Below are 16133 nucleotides of genomic sequence, written 5' to 3'. Positions count from 1 at the left end.
GCGGAAGCGCTACCACGGGGGAGGCGAACGTCACGCCGATGAGTGATTCCGAGGGGCGAGTACCCCCGGATTACTCACGAGCTTGCGCCTCTCGAAGACCACCAGCCCCACCGCCGCCAGCGCCACGACACCGATCAGCACGATCGCCGGCACCAGCTCCAGCAACGGCGTCGCCGCCAGCAGGACCACCGCGAGCACCAGCCGTTGCACGTTCCACGAGCCGAGGTTCCGCCGCCGCAGCCCGCTCAACGCGATCAGATAGAGCGCGAGCCCGCCGGTGAGCGCCCAGATCGGCGTCCCGTGCAGGCCGTCGGAGAGGCTGTGGTGCTCGGTGTCGGACACGTAGAGCAGCGACTTCTTCAGCCCCAGCGCCACGAGCACGATCCCGGCGATCAGCGGGAGGTGCAGGAACGTGTACGTATCCGTCCCGATCCGCACCCGCTCGACGCCGTCGGCGCGTTTCAGGTTGTGCTCGGAAACGTGCGCGACGACGGCGAAGTACATCCACCACATCGCCGAAGCGAGCGTGAGCCCGAAGACGGCGGCCAGCGTGATCGGCCACGACATCGGGTACGAGCTGATCCCGATGCCGATCGCCACGATCGACTCGCCGAGCGCGATGATCACGATCAGCCCGAATCGCTCGGCGAAGTGGCCGGGCTGGTGCAGCCGCCAGTCCGACGAGCGGGTCCGGAAGACGTTGACGTAGTCGGCGAGCAGCGCGACGGCCCAGATGCCGAGCTGCACCCAGCCGGAGAAGAACGCCGCGGCGGTCAGCAGCGCGACGCTCGGCAGCAGCCCGACGAACATCTTCAGGACGGTCTTGCGCAGCTCGGGGTCGGTCCGCGCGGCACCGAAATACGCGGTCAGGTGCAGCAGCCGGACGAGGAAGTAGCAGCCGACGAACATCAGCGGCGCGTACAGGCCGCCGGGCAGGTCGGTGAACGCCTCCGGGATGGTCAGCGAGACCAGGAACATCGTCCCCATCGCGGCGAACATCGCGAGCTGGGCGATGCCGCGGTCGACGTGCAGGGTGTTCGCCAGCCAGGCGTAGGCGCACCAGCACCACCACAGCACGGCGATCATCGCGACGCCCTGCCCGATGCCGAGCGGGCTGAGGTGATCGGCCATCAGCTGCGTGGTCTGGGTGATGGCGTAGACGAAGACCAGGTCGAAGAAGAGCTCCAGCGTGGTGACCTTGTGGTCTTCTTCCCGGGTCACCAGATGCAGGCCGCGTTTCGTGGGCACGCGCATATCGTGCACCGCAGGCCTTTGCGGGACACGCGAGTTTGCTAAGAGCTGACTTTCAGCACGGCGTGCGTCAGCGCGGTCAGCTCGGCCTCGAAGTTCGGGCGGCCGTTGACGCGCCGGGTGCGCGCGAGGTCGTTCGCGATGGTCAGCGCCGCGTGCACGGTGATCTTCACTTCGCGCAGGCTCAGTTCCGGGTGGACTTCCGAAGTCAGCGCGATCCAGCGCGCGACGTAGTCCCGCTGGACCCGGATCAGATCCGCCTTGTCGCGTTCCGGCAGCTCCATGGGACTGCCGGAGAACGACACCAGCAGCTCGGGCGTGCGCAGCAGGGTGTGCACATAGGACGCGGCCAGCCTGCGGAGCGCGTCGCGTTCGTCGTCGGTCCGCAACGCGCGTTCCGCGGCGAGCGCCAGCCGGTCGGCCGCCCGATGCCCGATCGCCACCATCAGCGCGGCCTTGCTGGGGAAGTGCCGGTACACGCTCGGCCCGGCGATCCCGGCGGCCGCGCCGATCTCCTCCATGCTCACCGAACGGAAGCCGCTTTGCCCGAACAGTTCCGTCGCCGCCGCGAGGATCTGCTCGCGGCGGGACGGCTCGCCGAGCGCGAGCGACGGCGTCTCCTCCGGCGTCTCCTCGGCTTCGGGGAGTGTGACATGCAGCACCGACTCCGCCAGCCGCACGAGGATCTGCGCGAAACGTTTCTTCGCCACGGACGTGTGATGCACGGACACGCTGCCGAACACGCTCAGCCCCGCCCAGCACAGCAGCTCAGCGTCGTCGGCGGTCAGTTCCGGGCGCAACGCGCGAAGCGCCTTGGACCACGCTTCGAGTACTGCACCGGACCGGCGGCGGATCTCGCGCCGTTCCTCCCGGGGCAGATGCCTGCCCTCCCAGCGCCACAGGGCGGCGACCTCACGCCGCTCCACCGCCTGCGCCGCGAGGGTGCCCAAGAGGGCGTTGACCTGGGCGGGGACGGGGAGACCGTCGGCGAGCGTCTCGGTGGTTGCCGCCTCCATGTCGTCGATACCGGACAGCACGACGTAGGACAGCACGGCCTGCTTGTCCGCGAAATGCCGGTACAGCGCGGGCCCGGTGATCCCGGCCGCGGCGGCGATGTCGTTGATGCCGACGCCGTGGAACCCGCGGGCGCGAAAGAGCTCCGCGGCGAGGCCGGCCAGCTGGGCCTTGCGGTCGCGCGGTCGGGCTGGACGCTCGGTCGGGTGATCCATAGGTGAACCCACGATAGCGCCGGTTGCGTGCATCGCAACCCATTGACACCATGGGGTTATCGCGGTTTATGTTAATCGGCATTAGCATGACTACTGGCCGGTACGTTTCACCCTGATACAGCGCCGTACGCGGAGGAGTTTTTCTGTGAGTAGCGAGGCCTACATCTACGAGGCGATCCGTACGCCTCGCGGCAAGAACAAGGGCGGTGCCCTCCACGGCACCAAGCCGGTCGATCTCGTGGTCGGCCTCATCGAAGAACTGAAGGTCCGGCACCCGAACCTCGACCCCGCCGTGATCGACGACATCGTCCTCGGCGTCGTGTCCCCGGTCGGCGAGCAGGGCGCCGTGATCGCGCGCACCGCCGCGCTGAACGCGGGCCTTCCCGAGTCCGTCGCCGGCGTACAGCTGAACCGCTTCTGCGCCTCCGGCCTCGAAGCCACCAACACCGCCGCGCAGAAGGTGCGCTCCGGCTGGGACCAGCTGATCATCGCCGGTGGGGTCGAGTCGATGTCGCGTGTGCCGATGGGCTCCGACGGCGGCGCGCTGTTCATGGACCCGGCCACCGCGTACGACAACTACATCGTCCCGCAGGGCACCGGCGCCGACCTGATCGCGACCATCGAGGGCTTCTCCCGCGAGGACGTCGACGCGTGGGCCGTGCGCTCGCAGGAGAAGGCCGAAGCGGCCTGGTCCGGCGGCTACTTCGCGAAGTCCGTCGTCCCGGTGAAGGACATCAACGGCGTCACGATCCTCGACCACGACGAGCACCGTCGCCCGGGTAGCACCATCGAGGGCCTCGGCAAGCTCAAGCCCGCCTTCGCCGGCATCGGCGAGCTGGGCGGCTTCGACGCCGTCGCGCTGCAGAAGTACCACTCGGTCGAGAAGATCGACCACGTCCACACCGGCGGCAACTCGTCCGGCATCGTCGACGGCGCCGCGCTGGTCCTGGTCGGCAACGAGCAGATCGGCAAGGACTTCGGCCTGACCCCGCGCGCCCGCATCGTGGCGACCGCGACCGTCGGCTCCGAGCCCACGATCATGCTCACCGGCCCGACCCCGGCCACCGAGAAGGTCCTCAAGATCGCCGGCCTCACCCCGGACGACATCGACCTGTGGGAGCTGAACGAGGCCTTCGCCTCGGTCGTCCTCAAGTGGATCAAGGACCTGCACCTCGACGAGGAGAAGGTCAACGTCAACGGCGGCGCCATCGCGATGGGGCACCCGCTGGGCGCCACCGGCGCGATGCTGGTCGGCACCGTCGTCGACGAGCTGGAGCGCCGCCAGGCGCGCCGCGCCCTGGTCACCCTGTGCATCGGCGGCGGCATGGGCGTCGCGACCATCATCGAGCGGGTCTGAGGAAGAGACAATGACTGAAGCGAAGACCATCCGCTGGGAGCAGGACGCCGACGGCATCGTCGTGCTCACCCTGGACGACCCGAAGCAGTCCGCCAACACGATGAACGCCGACTTCCGCGAGTCGCTCGGCGTCGTCGTCGACCGCCTGGAGGCGGAGAAGGACAACATCACCGGTGTCGTCCTCACCTCGGCCAAGAAGACCTTCTTCGCCGGCGGCGACCTCAACGACCTGATCCAGGCCAAGCCGGAGCACGCGGCCGAGATCACCCAGAGCAGCGGCCTGATGAAGGGCCAGATGCGACGGCTCGAGCAGCTGGGCAAGCCGGTCGTGGCCGCCATCAACGGCGCCGCGCTCGGCGGCGGCCTCGAACTCGCGCTCGCGACGCACCACCGCATCGCCGCCGATGTCAAGGGCAGCCAGATCGGCCTTCCCGAGGTCACCCTCGGCCTGCTCCCCGGCGGCGGTGGCATCGTCCGCACCGTGCGCCTGCTGGGCATCCAGAGCGCGCTGCTGAACGTGCTGCTGCAGGGTCAGCGCCACCGCCCGGCCAAGGCCAAGGAGCTCGGCCTCGTGCACGAGCTGGTCGGCACCGTCGAGGAGCTGGTCCCGGCCGCGAAGGCGTGGATCAAGGCCAACCCCGAGGGCGGCGTGCAGCCGTGGGACGTCAAGGGCTACAAGATCCCGGGCGGCACCCCCTCGAACCCGAGCTTCGCGGCGAACCTGCCCGCGTTCCCGGCGAACCTGCGCAAGCAGATCAAGGGCGCGAACATGCCCGCCCCGCGGGCGATCCTCGCCGCGGCCATCGAGGGTTCGCAGGTCGACTTCGACACCGCGATCACCGTCGAGACCCGCTACTTCGTGCATCTCGCCACCGGCCAGGTCTCGAAGAACATGACCAAGGCGTTCTTCTTCGACCTGCAGAGCATCAACTCAGGCGGCTCGCGTCCGGAGGGCTTCGAGAAGTACACGGCCAAGAAGGTCGGCGTCGTCGGCGCGGGCATGATGGGCGCCGCGATCGCGTACGTCTCGGCGAAGGCCGGAATCGACGTCGTGCTCAAGGACGTCACCCTCGAAGGCGCCGAGAAGGGCAAGGGCTACGCGGTCAAGCTGGAGGAGAAGGCTCTTTCCCGCGGCAAGACCACGCAGGAGAAGTCCGACGCGCTGCTCGCCAAGATCAAGCCGACCGACAAGGCGGAGGACTTCGCCGGCGTCGACTTCGTGATCGAAGCCGTCTTCGAGAGCGTCGAGCTGAAGCACAAGGTGTTCCAGGAGATCGAGGGCATCGTCAACCCCGACGCCGTGCTCGGCTCCAACACCTCCACGCTGCCGATCACCGCGCTCGCCGAGGGCGTCCAGCGGAGCGAGGACTTCATCGGGATCCACTTCTTCTCGCCGGTGGACAAGATGCCGCTGGTCGAGATCATCTGCGGTGAGAAGACCTCGCCCGCCACGCTGGCGAAGGTCTTCGACTACACCCTGCAGATCAAGAAGACCCCGATCGTCGTCAACGACAGCCGCGGCTTCTTCACCTCGCGCGTCATCGGCACGTTCCTCAACGAGGCCGTCGCCGCGCTGGGCGAGGGTGTCGAGCCGGCGTCGATCGAGCAGGCCGGCGCGCAGGCCGGGTACCCGGCCCCGCCGCTGCAGCTGATGGACGAGCTGACCCTGACGCTGCCGCGCAAGATCCGCAAGGAGACCCGCGAGGCGATCGAGGCCGCCGGCGGCACCTGGAACGCGCACGCGTCCGAGGGCGTCATCGACCGGATGGTGGAGGAGTTCGACCGCAAGGGCCGCTCCACCGGCTCGGGTTTCTACGACTACGACGAGTCGGGCAAGCGGACCGGTCTCTGGCCGGGCCTGCGCGACGCGTTCAAGTCGGGCAGTGCCGAGGTTCCCTTCGAGGACCTCAAGGAGCGCATGCTGTTCGCCGAGGCGCTCGAGACCGTGAAGTGCTTCGACGAAGGTGTGCTCACCACCGTCGCCGACGCCAACATCGGCTCGATCTTCGGCATCGGTTTCCCGGCGTGGACCGGCGGTGTCATCCAGTACATCAACCAGTACGAGGGTGGCCTGCAGGGCTTCGTCGACCGCGCGCGTGAGCTCGCCGAGCGCTACGGCGACCACTTCACCCCGCCCGCTTCGCTGGTCGAGAAGGCCGCGAAGGGCGAGATCTACGAGTAAGCACGTGCCAGGAAAGGCCCCTTCATCGCGAAATTCGCGATGAAGGGGCCTTTCCTGTCATCCGGGGCCTAGCGCGACGACGGTTCCAGCGCCACGTGCGGCAACCGCCGGTCCAGCCACCGCGGCAGCCACCAGGCGCGTTCCCCGAGCAGCCGCATCACCGCGGGCACCACGAGACAGCGGATCACGAACGCGTCCACCAGCACCGCGACCGCCAGCCCGAGACCGAACTGCGCCAGCATCCGGTCGGGGTTGAGCAGGAACGCCCCGAACACCACGATCATGATCGCCGCCGCGGCCGTGATCACCCCGCCGGTGGAGGCGAGTCCTTCGCGGACGGCATGGCGCGCGTCGCCGGTGCGCCGCCACTCCTCGTGCATCCGGGACACCAGGAACACCTCGTAGTCCATGGAAAGCCCGAACACGATCGCGAAGATCAGCACCGGCACGAACGCCTCGATCGGTCCCGCCTGTGCCCCGAACAGTCCGTCGCCGAACACCGCCGTCATCACGCCGAGCGCGGCGCCGATGCTCAGCAGGTTCAGCATCGCCGCCTTCAGCGGGATCAGGATCGAGCGGAAGACGACCATCAGCAGCAACGCCGACAGGCCGACGACCACCAGCACGAACAGCGGCAACCGGTCGCCGACGGCGTCCGCGAAGTCCACCGCCGCCGCGACACTCCCGCCGACCAGGTACTTGCCCGGCAGTCCCGGCAGAACCTCGGTCCGCAGCCGCTCGACCAGTTCAGCGGTCGCGGCGTCCTGCGGCGAAGACGCGGGGAAGGCGAGAACCGTCGTGACGCCCTGCCCCATCGGCGGTGTCACCTCCGCGATCCCTGGCGTGGCTTCGAGTTTCCGTTGCAGCGCGGCGCCATCGCCATTCTCGGTGACCACGATCAACGGCTCGCTGAACCCCGGGCCGAAACCCTCCGCCATCAGGTCGTAGGCCTGCCGGGTGGTCGACGTCTCCGGGTCGGTGCCCGCGTCGGCGAATCCGAGGCGCATGCCCAGCGCGGGCAAGGAAAGCCCGATGAGAACGAGCAGCCCGATCGCGAGCGGCACCATCGGCCGCCGTTGCACCGCGTCCCCGAGCTTGCCCCAGGCCTTGCCGTGTTCGCGTTTCGCGGCATGCTTGCGGATGCCCTTTTCCAGGCGGCGCCCGAAAAGCGAGAGCAGCGCGGGAAGCAAGGTGATCGAGGCGAGCATCGTCACGAGCACGGTCAGCGCGACGGCGAGAGCGACCCCGCGCAGCGAACCGAGGCCGAGCGCGAGCAGGCCGAGCAACGCGATGATCACCGTGCCACCGGCGAACAGCACCGACCGGCCCGCGGTGTCCAGCGCCCGCCGCGCCGCCTGCTCGCGGTCGAGACCGCCGAGGATTTCGCCGCGATAGCGGGAAAAGATGAGCAGCGCGTAGTCCACGCCGACGCCGAACCCGACCAGCATCATCAGTGGCGCCGTGTAGCTCGCGATGTCGACGAACCTGCTGACGAGCACGATGACGCCGAGCGTGCTGCCGACGGCGAAGATCGCCGTGATCACCGGGAGCCCGGCGGCGAGGATCGAGCGGAACAGGAAGACGAGGATCACCAGTGCGGCGAGCAAGCCGACACCCTCCGACGGTCCGCCGCCCCCGCTGGTCCGCTTGATCGGATCGCCACCGAGTTCGACCTGGAGCCCGGCGGACTCCGCCTTCTTCGCGGTGTCGACGACACGCACGATGTCGTCGTAGGGCAGATCTTTCGACTCCAGGTCGAAAGCGATCGCCGCGTAACCGATCGTGCCCTCACGCGAGATGGCCGACGGGTTGTCGAAAGGACTCGTCACCGACTTCACGTGCGGCTGGTCCCGCACTTCGGCGAGCATCGTGTCGATCGGTCCGCGTGCGGTCGCGAGCCCGCTTTCGGTCTTGAAGACGATTTCGGCCGTCGCGCCGGTCTGTGCGGGAGCCTGCGCTTGGAAGATGTCCATGATCTGCTGGGATTCGGTGCCCGGCAAGGAATGGTCGTCGTGATAGGCGCTGCCCGCCAGCTGTGAGCCCAGCGTGACACCGACGAGAGTGAGCAGCCAGAGCGAAACGGCTAGCCAGCGGTGGCGCTGAGACCAGCCCGCCAGCTTCGAGAGGCCGCCCCCAGGCCGCTTCTCGGAAAGGGTGATGGTGTCCATGCCGGAAAGCATCGGCTTTCCCCGGCCGCATGGCGTCGGGCTCGGGCGGGCACTCGGGCCGCAACTTCTGGGTACCCCTAAGGCGCTTCCCGTACTACCGGGGTTGTGGTCACGGGGTCAACCAGCGAGGGGTGACCATGCCCGATTCGTAGGCCAGTACGACGAGCTGCGCGCGATCACGGACGTCCACCTTGGTCATGATCCGGCTGACGTGCGTCTTCGCCGTCGCCGGGCTGAGCACGAGTTCCTTCGCGATTTCGTCGTTGGACAGACCTGCCGCGACCAGGCTCATCACCTCGCGTTCCCGTTCGGTGAGCCGGTTCAGGGTGGGCGAGGGGGCGGGCCGGTCCACCCGGCCGGCGAACTCGGAGATCAGGCGGCGCGTGATCGACGGCGCGAGCAACGCGTCGCCCCTGGCGACCACGCGGACACCGTGGATCAGTTCCTCCGGTTCGGTGTCCTTGACCAGGAACCCGCTGGCACCCGCACGCAACGCGCCGTAGACGTCCTCGTCGAGGTCGAAGGTGGTGAGGATGACGACCTTCGTTCCGGCCCGCGCCGGGTCTCCGAGCAGATGCCGGGTCGCGGTGAGCCCGTCCATCACCGGCATCCGGATGTCCATCAGGACGACGTCGGGTTCGTGTTCGCGCGCGGCTTCGAGGGATTCACGCCCGTCGGCCGCTTCGGCGACCACGGTGATGTCGTCTTCACTGTCCAAAATGGATTTGAACCCGGCGCGGACCAGCCGCTGATCGTCGACCAGCAGGACCCGGATCATTTCTTCACCCGCAAGGGAAGCCGGGCGCGGACCCGGAAGCCGCCGTCCTCACGCGCGGCCGCGGTGAGTTCACCGCCGAGGGCCTCGGCGCGTTCGGTCATACCGCGGATCCCGTTGCCGGGCTCCGCCGTGCCTCCCCGGCCGTCGTCGTCGATCTGCACGGACACATCATGGGGTGTGTAGCCGATCCGGACCACGACGGTGTTCGCGGCGGCGTGGCGCGCGACGTTGGTCAGCGCCTCCTGGACGACCCGGAAGGCGGCGTGTTCGACGTCGGGCGGCAGCTCCGTCGCCGTACCGTCGATCTCGGTCCGGACGGTCAACCCGTGTGCGCCCGCCGACTCGGCCAATTCGGCGACCCTGGCCAGGCTCGGGGTGTCCGCCTGTCGCAGCATTCCCAGTGTGGCGCGGAGTTCGCGCAACGCCTCCTTGCTGGTCTGTTTGATCGTGGTCAGCGCCTCCTCGGCCTTCGCCGGGTCCTTGCCGTGCAGGGCCGCGCCCGCCTGGACGTTGATGAGCGCGAGGTTGTGGCCGAGGACGTCGTGCAGTTCGCGCGCGATCCGTAGTCGCTCGTCGGTGGCCCTTCGCTGCGCCTCGGCCTCCTTGGTGCGCTCGGCCTCTCGGCGGTAGTACGTCACGGCGCCGACCGCGACCAGGGCGATGAACCAGCCCGCCATCAGCAGGAACGCGAAGTTGTCCACCTGCCGTGACGCGCCGGCCCCCGCTTCGCCGATCGCGACGCCGCCCATCGAGGCCGCCGCGACGACCGCCGCGCTCCGGATCCGCCCGGTCGAGGCGTTGTTGTACAGCGCGAAGGCGAACGCGAGCAGGACGAACCCGTCCGGATCGGTCTGCGGGTAGTAGACCGCGCAGCACACCGCGGTGAAGATCGCGACGGGAAGCGGGTACCGGCGGCGCAGGAACAACGCCGCGCACGCGAGTGCCACGCAGACCCAGCCGACGACCGCGTTGCGCGGTGTCTCCGCGCCCTCTCCGAGCGAGACCACGACGGAACCCGCGACCACCGCCACGGTGACCGCGATTTCCGCCGCGTACCGCCGCAGGATCGCCACACGACGAGAGTAGCGCGATCCAGGCCGATTGACAAAATGGATTTTTACGTTCAAACTGATTTTTGTGATCAAGGGTGTGGCGTCGTGAAGGATGTGGAGTACCTCGATCGGCTGGAGCAGGCGGAGGCGTTGCTCAAACCGCAGCGGGTCGACGTCCTGCGGCAGCTGGCGGAGCCGCGGTCGTGCACAGAGGTGGCGACGGTGCTGGATCAGACCCCGCAGCGGGTCTACTACCACGTGAAACGACTGGTGGAAGCCGGTCTCGTGAAGCAGGTGTCGGAGCGGAAGGTGCGCGCCGTCAGTGAGGGCGTGTACCAGGCGACCGCCCGTTCGTACTGGCTGTCACCGGGCCTGGTCGGACGGCTCGGTCCGCGGGCGGCGCGGGACGAGCTGAGCCTGGGGTACCTGGTGGACCTCATGGAGGAGGTCCAGGCGGACGTCGCCGCGCTCGACAGGGCCGCGCCGGAGCTGCCGTCGATCGGTGTTTCCGGCGAGATCCGGGTGGAGCCCGAGCGGCGCCAGGAGTTCCTCGACGAATTGAAGACGACTTTGCAGGACCTGTTCACCCGCTACGGAGGAGCGGAAGGCGACGCCTTCAAACTCGCCGTGGCCTGTTACCCGAAGGGAGATGCCCGTGACTGAACCGACGAGGTTCCAGGTGCGCGTGCGCGCGCCGATCGACGAGGTCTGGCACGCGCTGACCGATCCCGGGGCGCTCCGCGAGTGGCTTGCCGAGTACGCGGAGGTCGACTTGCCGTCCCGGTACGAGTTCTGGGGCCGCTACACGCCGGAAGGCGATCGTCCGCGCCAGCGGCTGTTGCTGGCCGAGGACGACGTCCTGCGGTTCGCGTGGACCGTCGGCGGGGCGGAGACCGTCGTCGAGATCGCGCTGACGGAAGACGGGGACGGGACGTCCTTGTCGTTCAGCCAGAGCGGTCTGCCGGACTACACCGCGATGCTCGCCGATCCGGATTCGGGACTCGGCATGATGTACACGTACTGGGCGCTGTCCATCGCGAACCTGGCCGACCACGTCGAAGGGCGGCCGCTCACCGCCCGCTGCGACCTCACCTCCCCGCTGATGAGCGAAGAAGTGCGGATCGACGCGCCGCGAGGCGAGGTGTATTCCTCGATCGCCGATCCCGCCGTGTTCACGCGCTGGTTCGGCGCCCGGATCGAGGCGGAGACCGAGATCGGCGGCCGCTGGGCGATGGGGTCACTGGAGAACGACCCGGATCCGGCGAAGATCGTCGACCTGGTGCCCGGCACCAAGATGTCGCTCGCGTACCAGGACGGCGTCGTCGCCACTTGGGAGCTCGAGGATTCCGGCGGCGGCACCAAGCTGACGTTCGTCCAAAGTGGATTCTCCGAGGAGAAGCCGCCCTACGGCCCGTGGATGGGCTGGCTCAGCGGTTTGGCGGAATTGCGCCGGTTCCACGAGATCGACCCGTGGCGTCCGCTGTGGGCCGATATCCAACTGGAAGGAATGCCCGAAGGACTCATCACACTCGATGGAAAGTAGGAGGAAGCGATGTTGCTCGAAGGCAGGAACGCGATCATCTACGGGGCGGCGGGCGGGATCGGGAGCGCGGTGGCCCGCGGATTCGCCAGAGAGGGCGCGACCGTCCACCTCACCGGCCGCACACTGAAGAAGCTCGACGCGTTGGCCGACGAAATCCGGACGGCGGGCGGAAAAGCCGAAACGGCGGAGTTCGACGCGCTGGACGAAGCCGCCATCGACGAGCATGCCGCGTCGGTGGCTTCCACGGCGGGCAGTGTCGACATCTCGATGAACGTGATCACGCACAATGACGTCCAAGGCACTCCGCTCGTCGAGATGTCGTTGGAGGACTTGGAAAGCCCGGTCCGGACGGCGGTACGGACGAACTTCCTGACCGCACGGGCGGCCGCCCGGCACATGATCGGGCAGGGGTCCGGGGTGATCCTGATGTTCGGTGGCGACGGTGACCCGCTGCCGGGCTACCACCTCGGCGGTTTACAGGTCGCGTTCAGCGCGATGGAGGCGTTGCGGCGAGGGCTGGCGTGCGAACTCGGACCACAGGGCGTCCGTGTCGTGACCCTGCGCACCGGCGGGATCCCGGAGACGATTCCGGCGGGCGCCGGGCTCGACGACGCCATCCGTGACATGGTCGACGCGACCATGCTCAAGCGGACGGCTTCACTCGAAGACGTCGCCCGGGTGGCCGCCTTCGCCGCATCGGATCACGCGCGCAGCATCACGGCGACGGCGTTGAACATCAGTTGCGGCTCGATGGTCGACTGACGTTCCTCCCGCTGTAACACCGGCGGACGACCTCCCGACTATGCGGCACCACCAGGTGCTGGGAGGCCGTTATGCCGAAGAGGGCGACGAAGCTGGGCGTGGCGTTGGCGATCGGGCTTCTGGTCGCCGGAGGCTGCGGGGTGGAGACCGTGCCCCGCGGGCGGGTCACACCGCAGAGCAGCCCGGTGTCAACGGTGCCGACATCGACCAGCACTTGGGCGCCGCCCACGAGCACGCCCACGCCTACTCCGGAACCCCAGCAGTTCGTGCCGACGACCACAGCCGCGGTCGAGGTGCCGAAGCAGGTCGAGCCCAAACCGACGAAGACGCCTCCGAAGACCACGCAGGCCGCGAAGGCGCCGAACCTGGCGGAATGCGGAAGCGACCACTACCGCAACACCGACGGCGTGTGCGTCCATCGGCCGGCGAGCGGACCCGGCGCGGCCGACGGCGCGACCGCCCTCTGCAAGGACGGTTCGTACAGCTACAGCCAGAACCGGCGCGGCACCTGCTCCGGGCACGGTGGGGTCCGCACCTGGCTGTGATCCCGCCGGGCAGTGCCTGTCGGTGAACCCGGGGCCGCGATCGACGTCGCAGGGCGCCGGTCGGTGATTCGAGTTCCGATGGAGGAACAGGCGCCCTGCCACCGCGATAGCGGGCCTTCGGCGAGGCGGGTTCACGCGTTCGGCCGCGTTCCAGGTGCACGTACAGCCTGACGGCCGGCTCTCCGGCGTTCACTGGGAAGGGTGGTGCTGTGTAAGGTCGGATCATGGGATGCGCATGGTGAAACCGGCCGGACGGGCACCTTCGCCCCGGATCTTCGTGGTCGTGCTCGCCACCTGCGGGCTGGTGGCCTCGTTCATGCAGACGCTCGTCGTCCCGCTCATCCCGGCGTTCCCCCGGCTGCTGAACACGACCCCGTCGGACGCGTCGTGGGTGGTGACGGCGACCTTGATCGCCGGAGCCGTGGTGATGCCGGTGAGCGGCAGGCTCGGCGACCTCTACGGCAAGCGGCGGTTGCTGCTGATCAGCCTGGGGTTCCTGGTTGCCGGTTCGGTGGTGTCGGCGCTGACGAGTTCGCTCGCGCTGATGGTCCTCGGCCGCGGCCTGCAGGGCTGCGCGATGGGCGCGATCCCGCTGGGCATCAGCATCATGCGCGACGAACTCGCGCCGGAACGGGTCGGTGCCGCGATCTCGGTGATGAGTTCGACGCTCGGCGTCGGCGGTGCCATCGGGCTCCCGGTGTCGGCGCTGGTCGCGCAGAACGCCGACTGGCACGTCCTCTTCTGGGCGTCGGCGGGGCTCGGACTGGTCTGCGGCCTGCTGATCCTGTTCGTGGTGCCGGAGTCGCCGGTGAAGACACCGGCGCCGTTCGACTATCTCGGTGCGCTCGGGTTGACGGCCGGTCTGGTCTGTTTGCTGTTGCCGATCGTCAAAGGCAGCGAATGGGGCTGGGGAAGCGGCCGCACGCTGGCCTTCGGCGGGAGCGCGGTGGCGATCCTGCTGGTCTGGGGCGCCTACCAGCTGCGGCGCCGGGATCCGCTCGTGGACCTGCGGGTCTCCGCGCGACGCCCGGTGCTGTTCACCAACCTCGCGTCGATCATGATCGGCTTCGCGCTGTACTCGATGGCGTTGTCGTTCCCGCAGTTGCTGCAGGCGCCCGCGTCGACCGGCTACGGCCTCGGCCTGACGATGGTGCAGGCCGGCCTCTGCCTCGCGCCGAACGGTCTGGTCATGTTCATGCTGTCGCCGGTTTCGGCCCGGCTCATCGAGCGCTACGGACCGCGCACGACACTGATGGTCGGCGCCACCACCATCGCGACCGGGTATGTCTTCGCGACCGTGTTGATGGACAACGCCTTCGAGCTGATCACGGCGTCGATCATCATCGGTGGGGGCGTGGGCATCGCTTACGCGGCCATGCCCGCGCTGATCATGGGCTCGGTCCCGGTCACCGAAACCGCGTCCGCGAACGGGCTGAACTCGTTGATGCGCTCCGTCGGCACTTCGACGTCCAGCGCGGTGATGGCGTCCATGCTCGCGTCGCTGGCGATCACCGTCGGCGGCGTCTCCGTCCCGTCCGCGGCCGGATTCCGGCTGAGCTTCGTGGTCGCCGCGGGTGCGGCGCTCCTGGGGCTCGTCTTGACCGCTTTCGTCCCGAAGCAACGTCAGCCCGAGCCGCTGGTCGCTTCGGTCCACTAGCGCGCCTTGCGTTGCGATGAAGGGACTTCATCGCAACGCAAGGACATTCCGCTCAGAACAGGGTCGGGACGATCGCGTCGATCAGGTGCGGTCCCGGCTCGGCGAGCGCGCGCTGGAACTGCTCGGCCAGCTCCTCCGCGGTCGTCGCCCTGGTCGCCGGGACGCCCATGCCTTCGGCGATCTTGACGAAGTCCATGTCGGGCCGGGAAAGGTCGAGCAGTTCGTTCGCCTTGGGGCCGTTGGCGTCCGCGCCGACCCGCTGCAGCTCCAGCCGCAGGATCGCGTACGCGCGGTTGTTCAGCAGGACCGTGGTGACGTCGAGGTTCTCCCGAGCTTGCGTCCACAACGCCGAGATCGTGTACAGCGCGCTGCCGTCGGACTGCAGGTTGATCACCGGACGGTCCGGCGCGGCGACGGCGGCGCCGGTCGCGACGGGCATGCCGTACCCGATCGCGCCACCGGTCAGGGTCAGCACATCGTGCCGGGGTGCCCCCGCGGTCGCGGCGGGCAGCAACAGCCCGGAGGTGTTCGCTTCGTCGGCGATGATCGCGCGTTCCGGCAGGAGCGCGCCGATCACCTCGACCCAGTTCTGCGGGGTCAGCGGCCCGGACGGCAGCGCGGGCCGGGCGGCCTCCTGCAGTACCGGCTCGGTCTCGGCCGCGACCAGTTCCGCCACGTCGGTCAGCGCTCGCGGCACGTCCTGCGCGACTTCGGCCAGCACGTGGACCTGCGCGCCTTCGGGCACCAGGTTGCTCGCCTTGCCGGGGTAGGCGAAGAACGAGACAGGTGCCTTCGTACCGGCGACGATCACGTGCTTGATCCCGTCGAGCTGGTACGCGACCTGCTCGGCGAGATAGCCGAGCCGCTCGATCGTCGGCAGGCCTTCGCCGCGTTCGAGCCGGGCGGGGAAGGTCTCGACGAACGTCTTCACGCCGGTCGCGGCCGCGATCCGGCTCGTCGCGCGCAGCCCGGCTTCGCGGCAGCCGCTGCCGCCGACGAGCAGGGCGACCGGTTCCCCGCTGGTCAGCACCTCGGCGATGTTCTTCACCGTCGTCGCGTCGACGACCTGCGGGATCCGAGGCGGGATGGGCGCGCAGGTTTCGCCGCCCTCGCCCCAGGACGCGTCGGCGGGAAGGATCAGTGTCGCCACCTGACCGGGGGCGTCCTGGGAGGCCGCGACCGCCGCCGCGGCATCGGCACCGACGTCCTTCGTGTGCTCGGATCGGCGGACCCAGCCTTCGAGCGAACCGGCGACGGCCTCGATGTCCGATTCGAGCGGGGCGTCGTACTGCTTGTGATAGGTCGCGTGATCGCCGATCACGTTGACGATCGGAGTGTGCGCGCGGCGCGCGTTGTGCAGGTTCGCCAGCCCGTTCCCGAGCCCGGGGCCGAGGTGCAGCAAGGTCGCGGCCGGCTTGTCGGCGATGCGCGCGTACCCGTCCGCGGCGCCGGTGACGACGCCTTCGAACAGGCCGAGCACGCCACGCATCTCGGGCACGGAGTCGAGCGCGGCCACGAAGTGCATCTCCGAGGTGCCCGGATTCGAAAAGCACACGTCGACACCGCTGTCGACGAGCGTGCGGATCAGGGACTGGGCGCCGTTCATCTC

General features: G+C 68.8%; 13 protein-coding genes. 7 read left to right on the top strand and 6 right to left on the bottom strand.

Going from position 1 to position 16133, the window contains the following annotated elements:
- Positions 1 to 30 precede the first annotated feature (30 nt).
- Positions 31 to 1254, bottom strand: coding sequence for a low temperature requirement protein A (locus ACFWIW_RS18805; RefSeq protein WP_378369584.1), 1224 nt, complete (start codon positions 1252 to 1254; stop codon positions 31 to 33).
- Between the two features lie 38 nt (positions 1255 to 1292).
- Positions 1293 to 2480, bottom strand: coding sequence for a TetR/AcrR family transcriptional regulator (locus tag ACFWIW_RS18800; protein ID WP_378369583.1), 1188 nt, complete (start codon positions 2478 to 2480; stop codon positions 1293 to 1295).
- 145 nt (positions 2481 to 2625) lie between these two features.
- Here ACFWIW_RS18800 and ACFWIW_RS18795 point away from each other — a divergent pair, with 145 nt between their 5' ends.
- Together ACFWIW_RS18795 and ACFWIW_RS18790 are read left to right on the top strand one after the other, a co-directional pair.
- On the top strand, positions 2626 to 3837 hold the full coding sequence (locus ACFWIW_RS18795) for an acetyl-CoA C-acetyltransferase (RefSeq protein WP_016337012.1): 1212 nt from the start codon (positions 2626 to 2628) through the stop codon (positions 3835 to 3837).
- Positions 3838 to 3847: 10 nt separating this feature from the next.
- Complete coding sequence (locus tag ACFWIW_RS18790) at positions 3848 to 6019, top strand: 3-hydroxyacyl-CoA dehydrogenase NAD-binding domain-containing protein (protein WP_378369582.1); 2172 nt, start codon at positions 3848 to 3850, stop codon at positions 6017 to 6019.
- 68 nt (positions 6020 to 6087) lie between these two features.
- Here ACFWIW_RS18790 and ACFWIW_RS18785 read toward each other — a convergent pair whose 3' ends face one another.
- The 3 genes from ACFWIW_RS18785 to ACFWIW_RS18775 all read right to left on the bottom strand — a co-directional run bounded on the left by ACFWIW_RS18785 (position 6088) and on the right by ACFWIW_RS18775 (position 10038).
- Positions 6088 to 8187 (bottom strand): MMPL family transporter, encoded by a 2100-nt coding sequence (locus tag ACFWIW_RS18785; protein ID WP_378369581.1) that lies wholly within the window; start codon positions 8185 to 8187, stop codon positions 6088 to 6090.
- Positions 8188 to 8296: 109 nt separating this feature from the next.
- A complete protein-coding gene (locus ACFWIW_RS18780) occupies positions 8297 to 8965 on the bottom strand; it encodes a response regulator (protein ID WP_378369580.1) in 669 nt (222 codons plus the stop codon).
- Positions 8962 to 10038 carry a sensor histidine kinase gene (locus ACFWIW_RS18775; protein WP_378369579.1) on the bottom strand — a complete coding sequence of 359 codons (1077 nt, stop codon included), beginning with the start codon at positions 10036 to 10038 and terminating at the stop codon, positions 8962 to 8964. The genes ACFWIW_RS18780 and ACFWIW_RS18775 overlap by 4 nt, the downstream gene beginning before the upstream one ends.
- A gap of 84 nt (positions 10039 to 10122) precedes the next feature.
- On the opposite strand from ACFWIW_RS18775, the gene ACFWIW_RS18770 reads away from it, so the two are divergent.
- The 5 genes from ACFWIW_RS18770 to ACFWIW_RS18750 all read left to right on the top strand — a co-directional run bounded on the left by ACFWIW_RS18770 (position 10123) and on the right by ACFWIW_RS18750 (position 14524).
- Positions 10123 to 10680: an ArsR/SmtB family transcription factor gene (locus ACFWIW_RS18770; RefSeq protein ID WP_378369578.1), complete on the top strand. Its 558-nt coding sequence runs from the start codon at positions 10123 to 10125 to the stop codon at positions 10678 to 10680.
- Positions 10673 to 11560 (top strand): SRPBCC domain-containing protein, encoded by an 888-nt coding sequence (locus ACFWIW_RS18765; RefSeq protein WP_378369577.1) that lies wholly within the window; start codon positions 10673 to 10675, stop codon positions 11558 to 11560. The genes ACFWIW_RS18770 and ACFWIW_RS18765 overlap by 8 nt, the downstream gene beginning before the upstream one ends.
- A gap of 9 nt (positions 11561 to 11569) precedes the next feature.
- Positions 11570 to 12322 carry an SDR family NAD(P)-dependent oxidoreductase gene (locus ACFWIW_RS18760; protein WP_378369576.1) on the top strand — a complete coding sequence of 251 codons (753 nt, stop codon included), beginning with the start codon at positions 11570 to 11572 and terminating at the stop codon, positions 12320 to 12322.
- A 71-nt stretch (positions 12323 to 12393) separates the two neighbouring features.
- Entirely contained in the window at positions 12394 to 12867 is a 474-nt protein-coding gene (locus ACFWIW_RS18755) for a DUF3761 domain-containing protein (protein WP_378369575.1), read from the top strand.
- Between the two features lie 229 nt (positions 12868 to 13096).
- On the top strand, positions 13097 to 14524 hold the full coding sequence (locus ACFWIW_RS18750; RefSeq protein WP_378369574.1) for an MFS transporter: 1428 nt from the start codon (positions 13097 to 13099) through the stop codon (positions 14522 to 14524).
- Positions 14525 to 14576: 52 nt separating this feature from the next.
- On the opposite strand, the gene ACFWIW_RS18745 is transcribed toward ACFWIW_RS18750, so the two are convergent.
- Positions 14577 to 16130, bottom strand: a complete 1554-nt coding sequence (locus tag ACFWIW_RS18745) for an acetolactate synthase large subunit (protein ID WP_378369573.1) — start codon at positions 16128 to 16130, stop codon at positions 14577 to 14579.
- Between the last annotated feature and the right edge of the window lie 3 nt (positions 16131 to 16133).

This window comes from Amycolatopsis sp. NPDC058340, from assembly GCF_042723975.1.
GTDB lineage: Bacteria > Actinomycetota > Actinomycetes > Mycobacteriales > Pseudonocardiaceae > Amycolatopsis.
This window is presented reverse-complemented; position numbering and strand designations above follow the sequence as displayed.

Bases quoted from the DNA above. Each gene is read 5' to 3' on its own strand.
- ACFWIW_RS18805 (WP_378369584.1), bottom strand. From the start codon at position 1,254: ATGCGCGTGCCCACGAAACGCGGCCTGCATCTGGTGACCCGGGAAGAA.
- ACFWIW_RS18800 (WP_378369583.1), bottom strand. From the start codon at position 2,480: ATGGATCACCCGACCGAGCGTCCAGCCCGACCGCGCGACCGCAAGGCC.
- ACFWIW_RS18790 (WP_378369582.1), top strand. From the start codon at position 3,848: ATGACTGAAGCGAAGACCATCCGCTGGGAGCAGGACGCCGACGGCATC.
- ACFWIW_RS18785 (WP_378369581.1), bottom strand. From the start codon at position 8,187: ATGGACACCATCACCCTTTCCGAGAAGCGGCCTGGGGGCGGCCTCTCG.
- ACFWIW_RS18780 (WP_378369580.1), bottom strand. From the start codon at position 8,965: ATGATCCGGGTCCTGCTGGTCGACGATCAGCGGCTGGTCCGCGCCGGG.
- ACFWIW_RS18760 (WP_378369576.1), top strand. From the start codon at position 11,570: ATGTTGCTCGAAGGCAGGAACGCGATCATCTACGGGGCGGCGGGCGGG.
- ACFWIW_RS18755 (WP_378369575.1), top strand. From the start codon at position 12,394: ATGCCGAAGAGGGCGACGAAGCTGGGCGTGGCGTTGGCGATCGGGCTT.
- ACFWIW_RS18750 (WP_378369574.1), top strand. From the start codon at position 13,097: ATGCGCATGGTGAAACCGGCCGGACGGGCACCTTCGCCCCGGATCTTC.
- ACFWIW_RS18745 (WP_378369573.1), bottom strand. From the start codon at position 16,130: ATGAACGGCGCCCAGTCCCTGATCCGCACGCTCGTCGACAGCGGTGTC.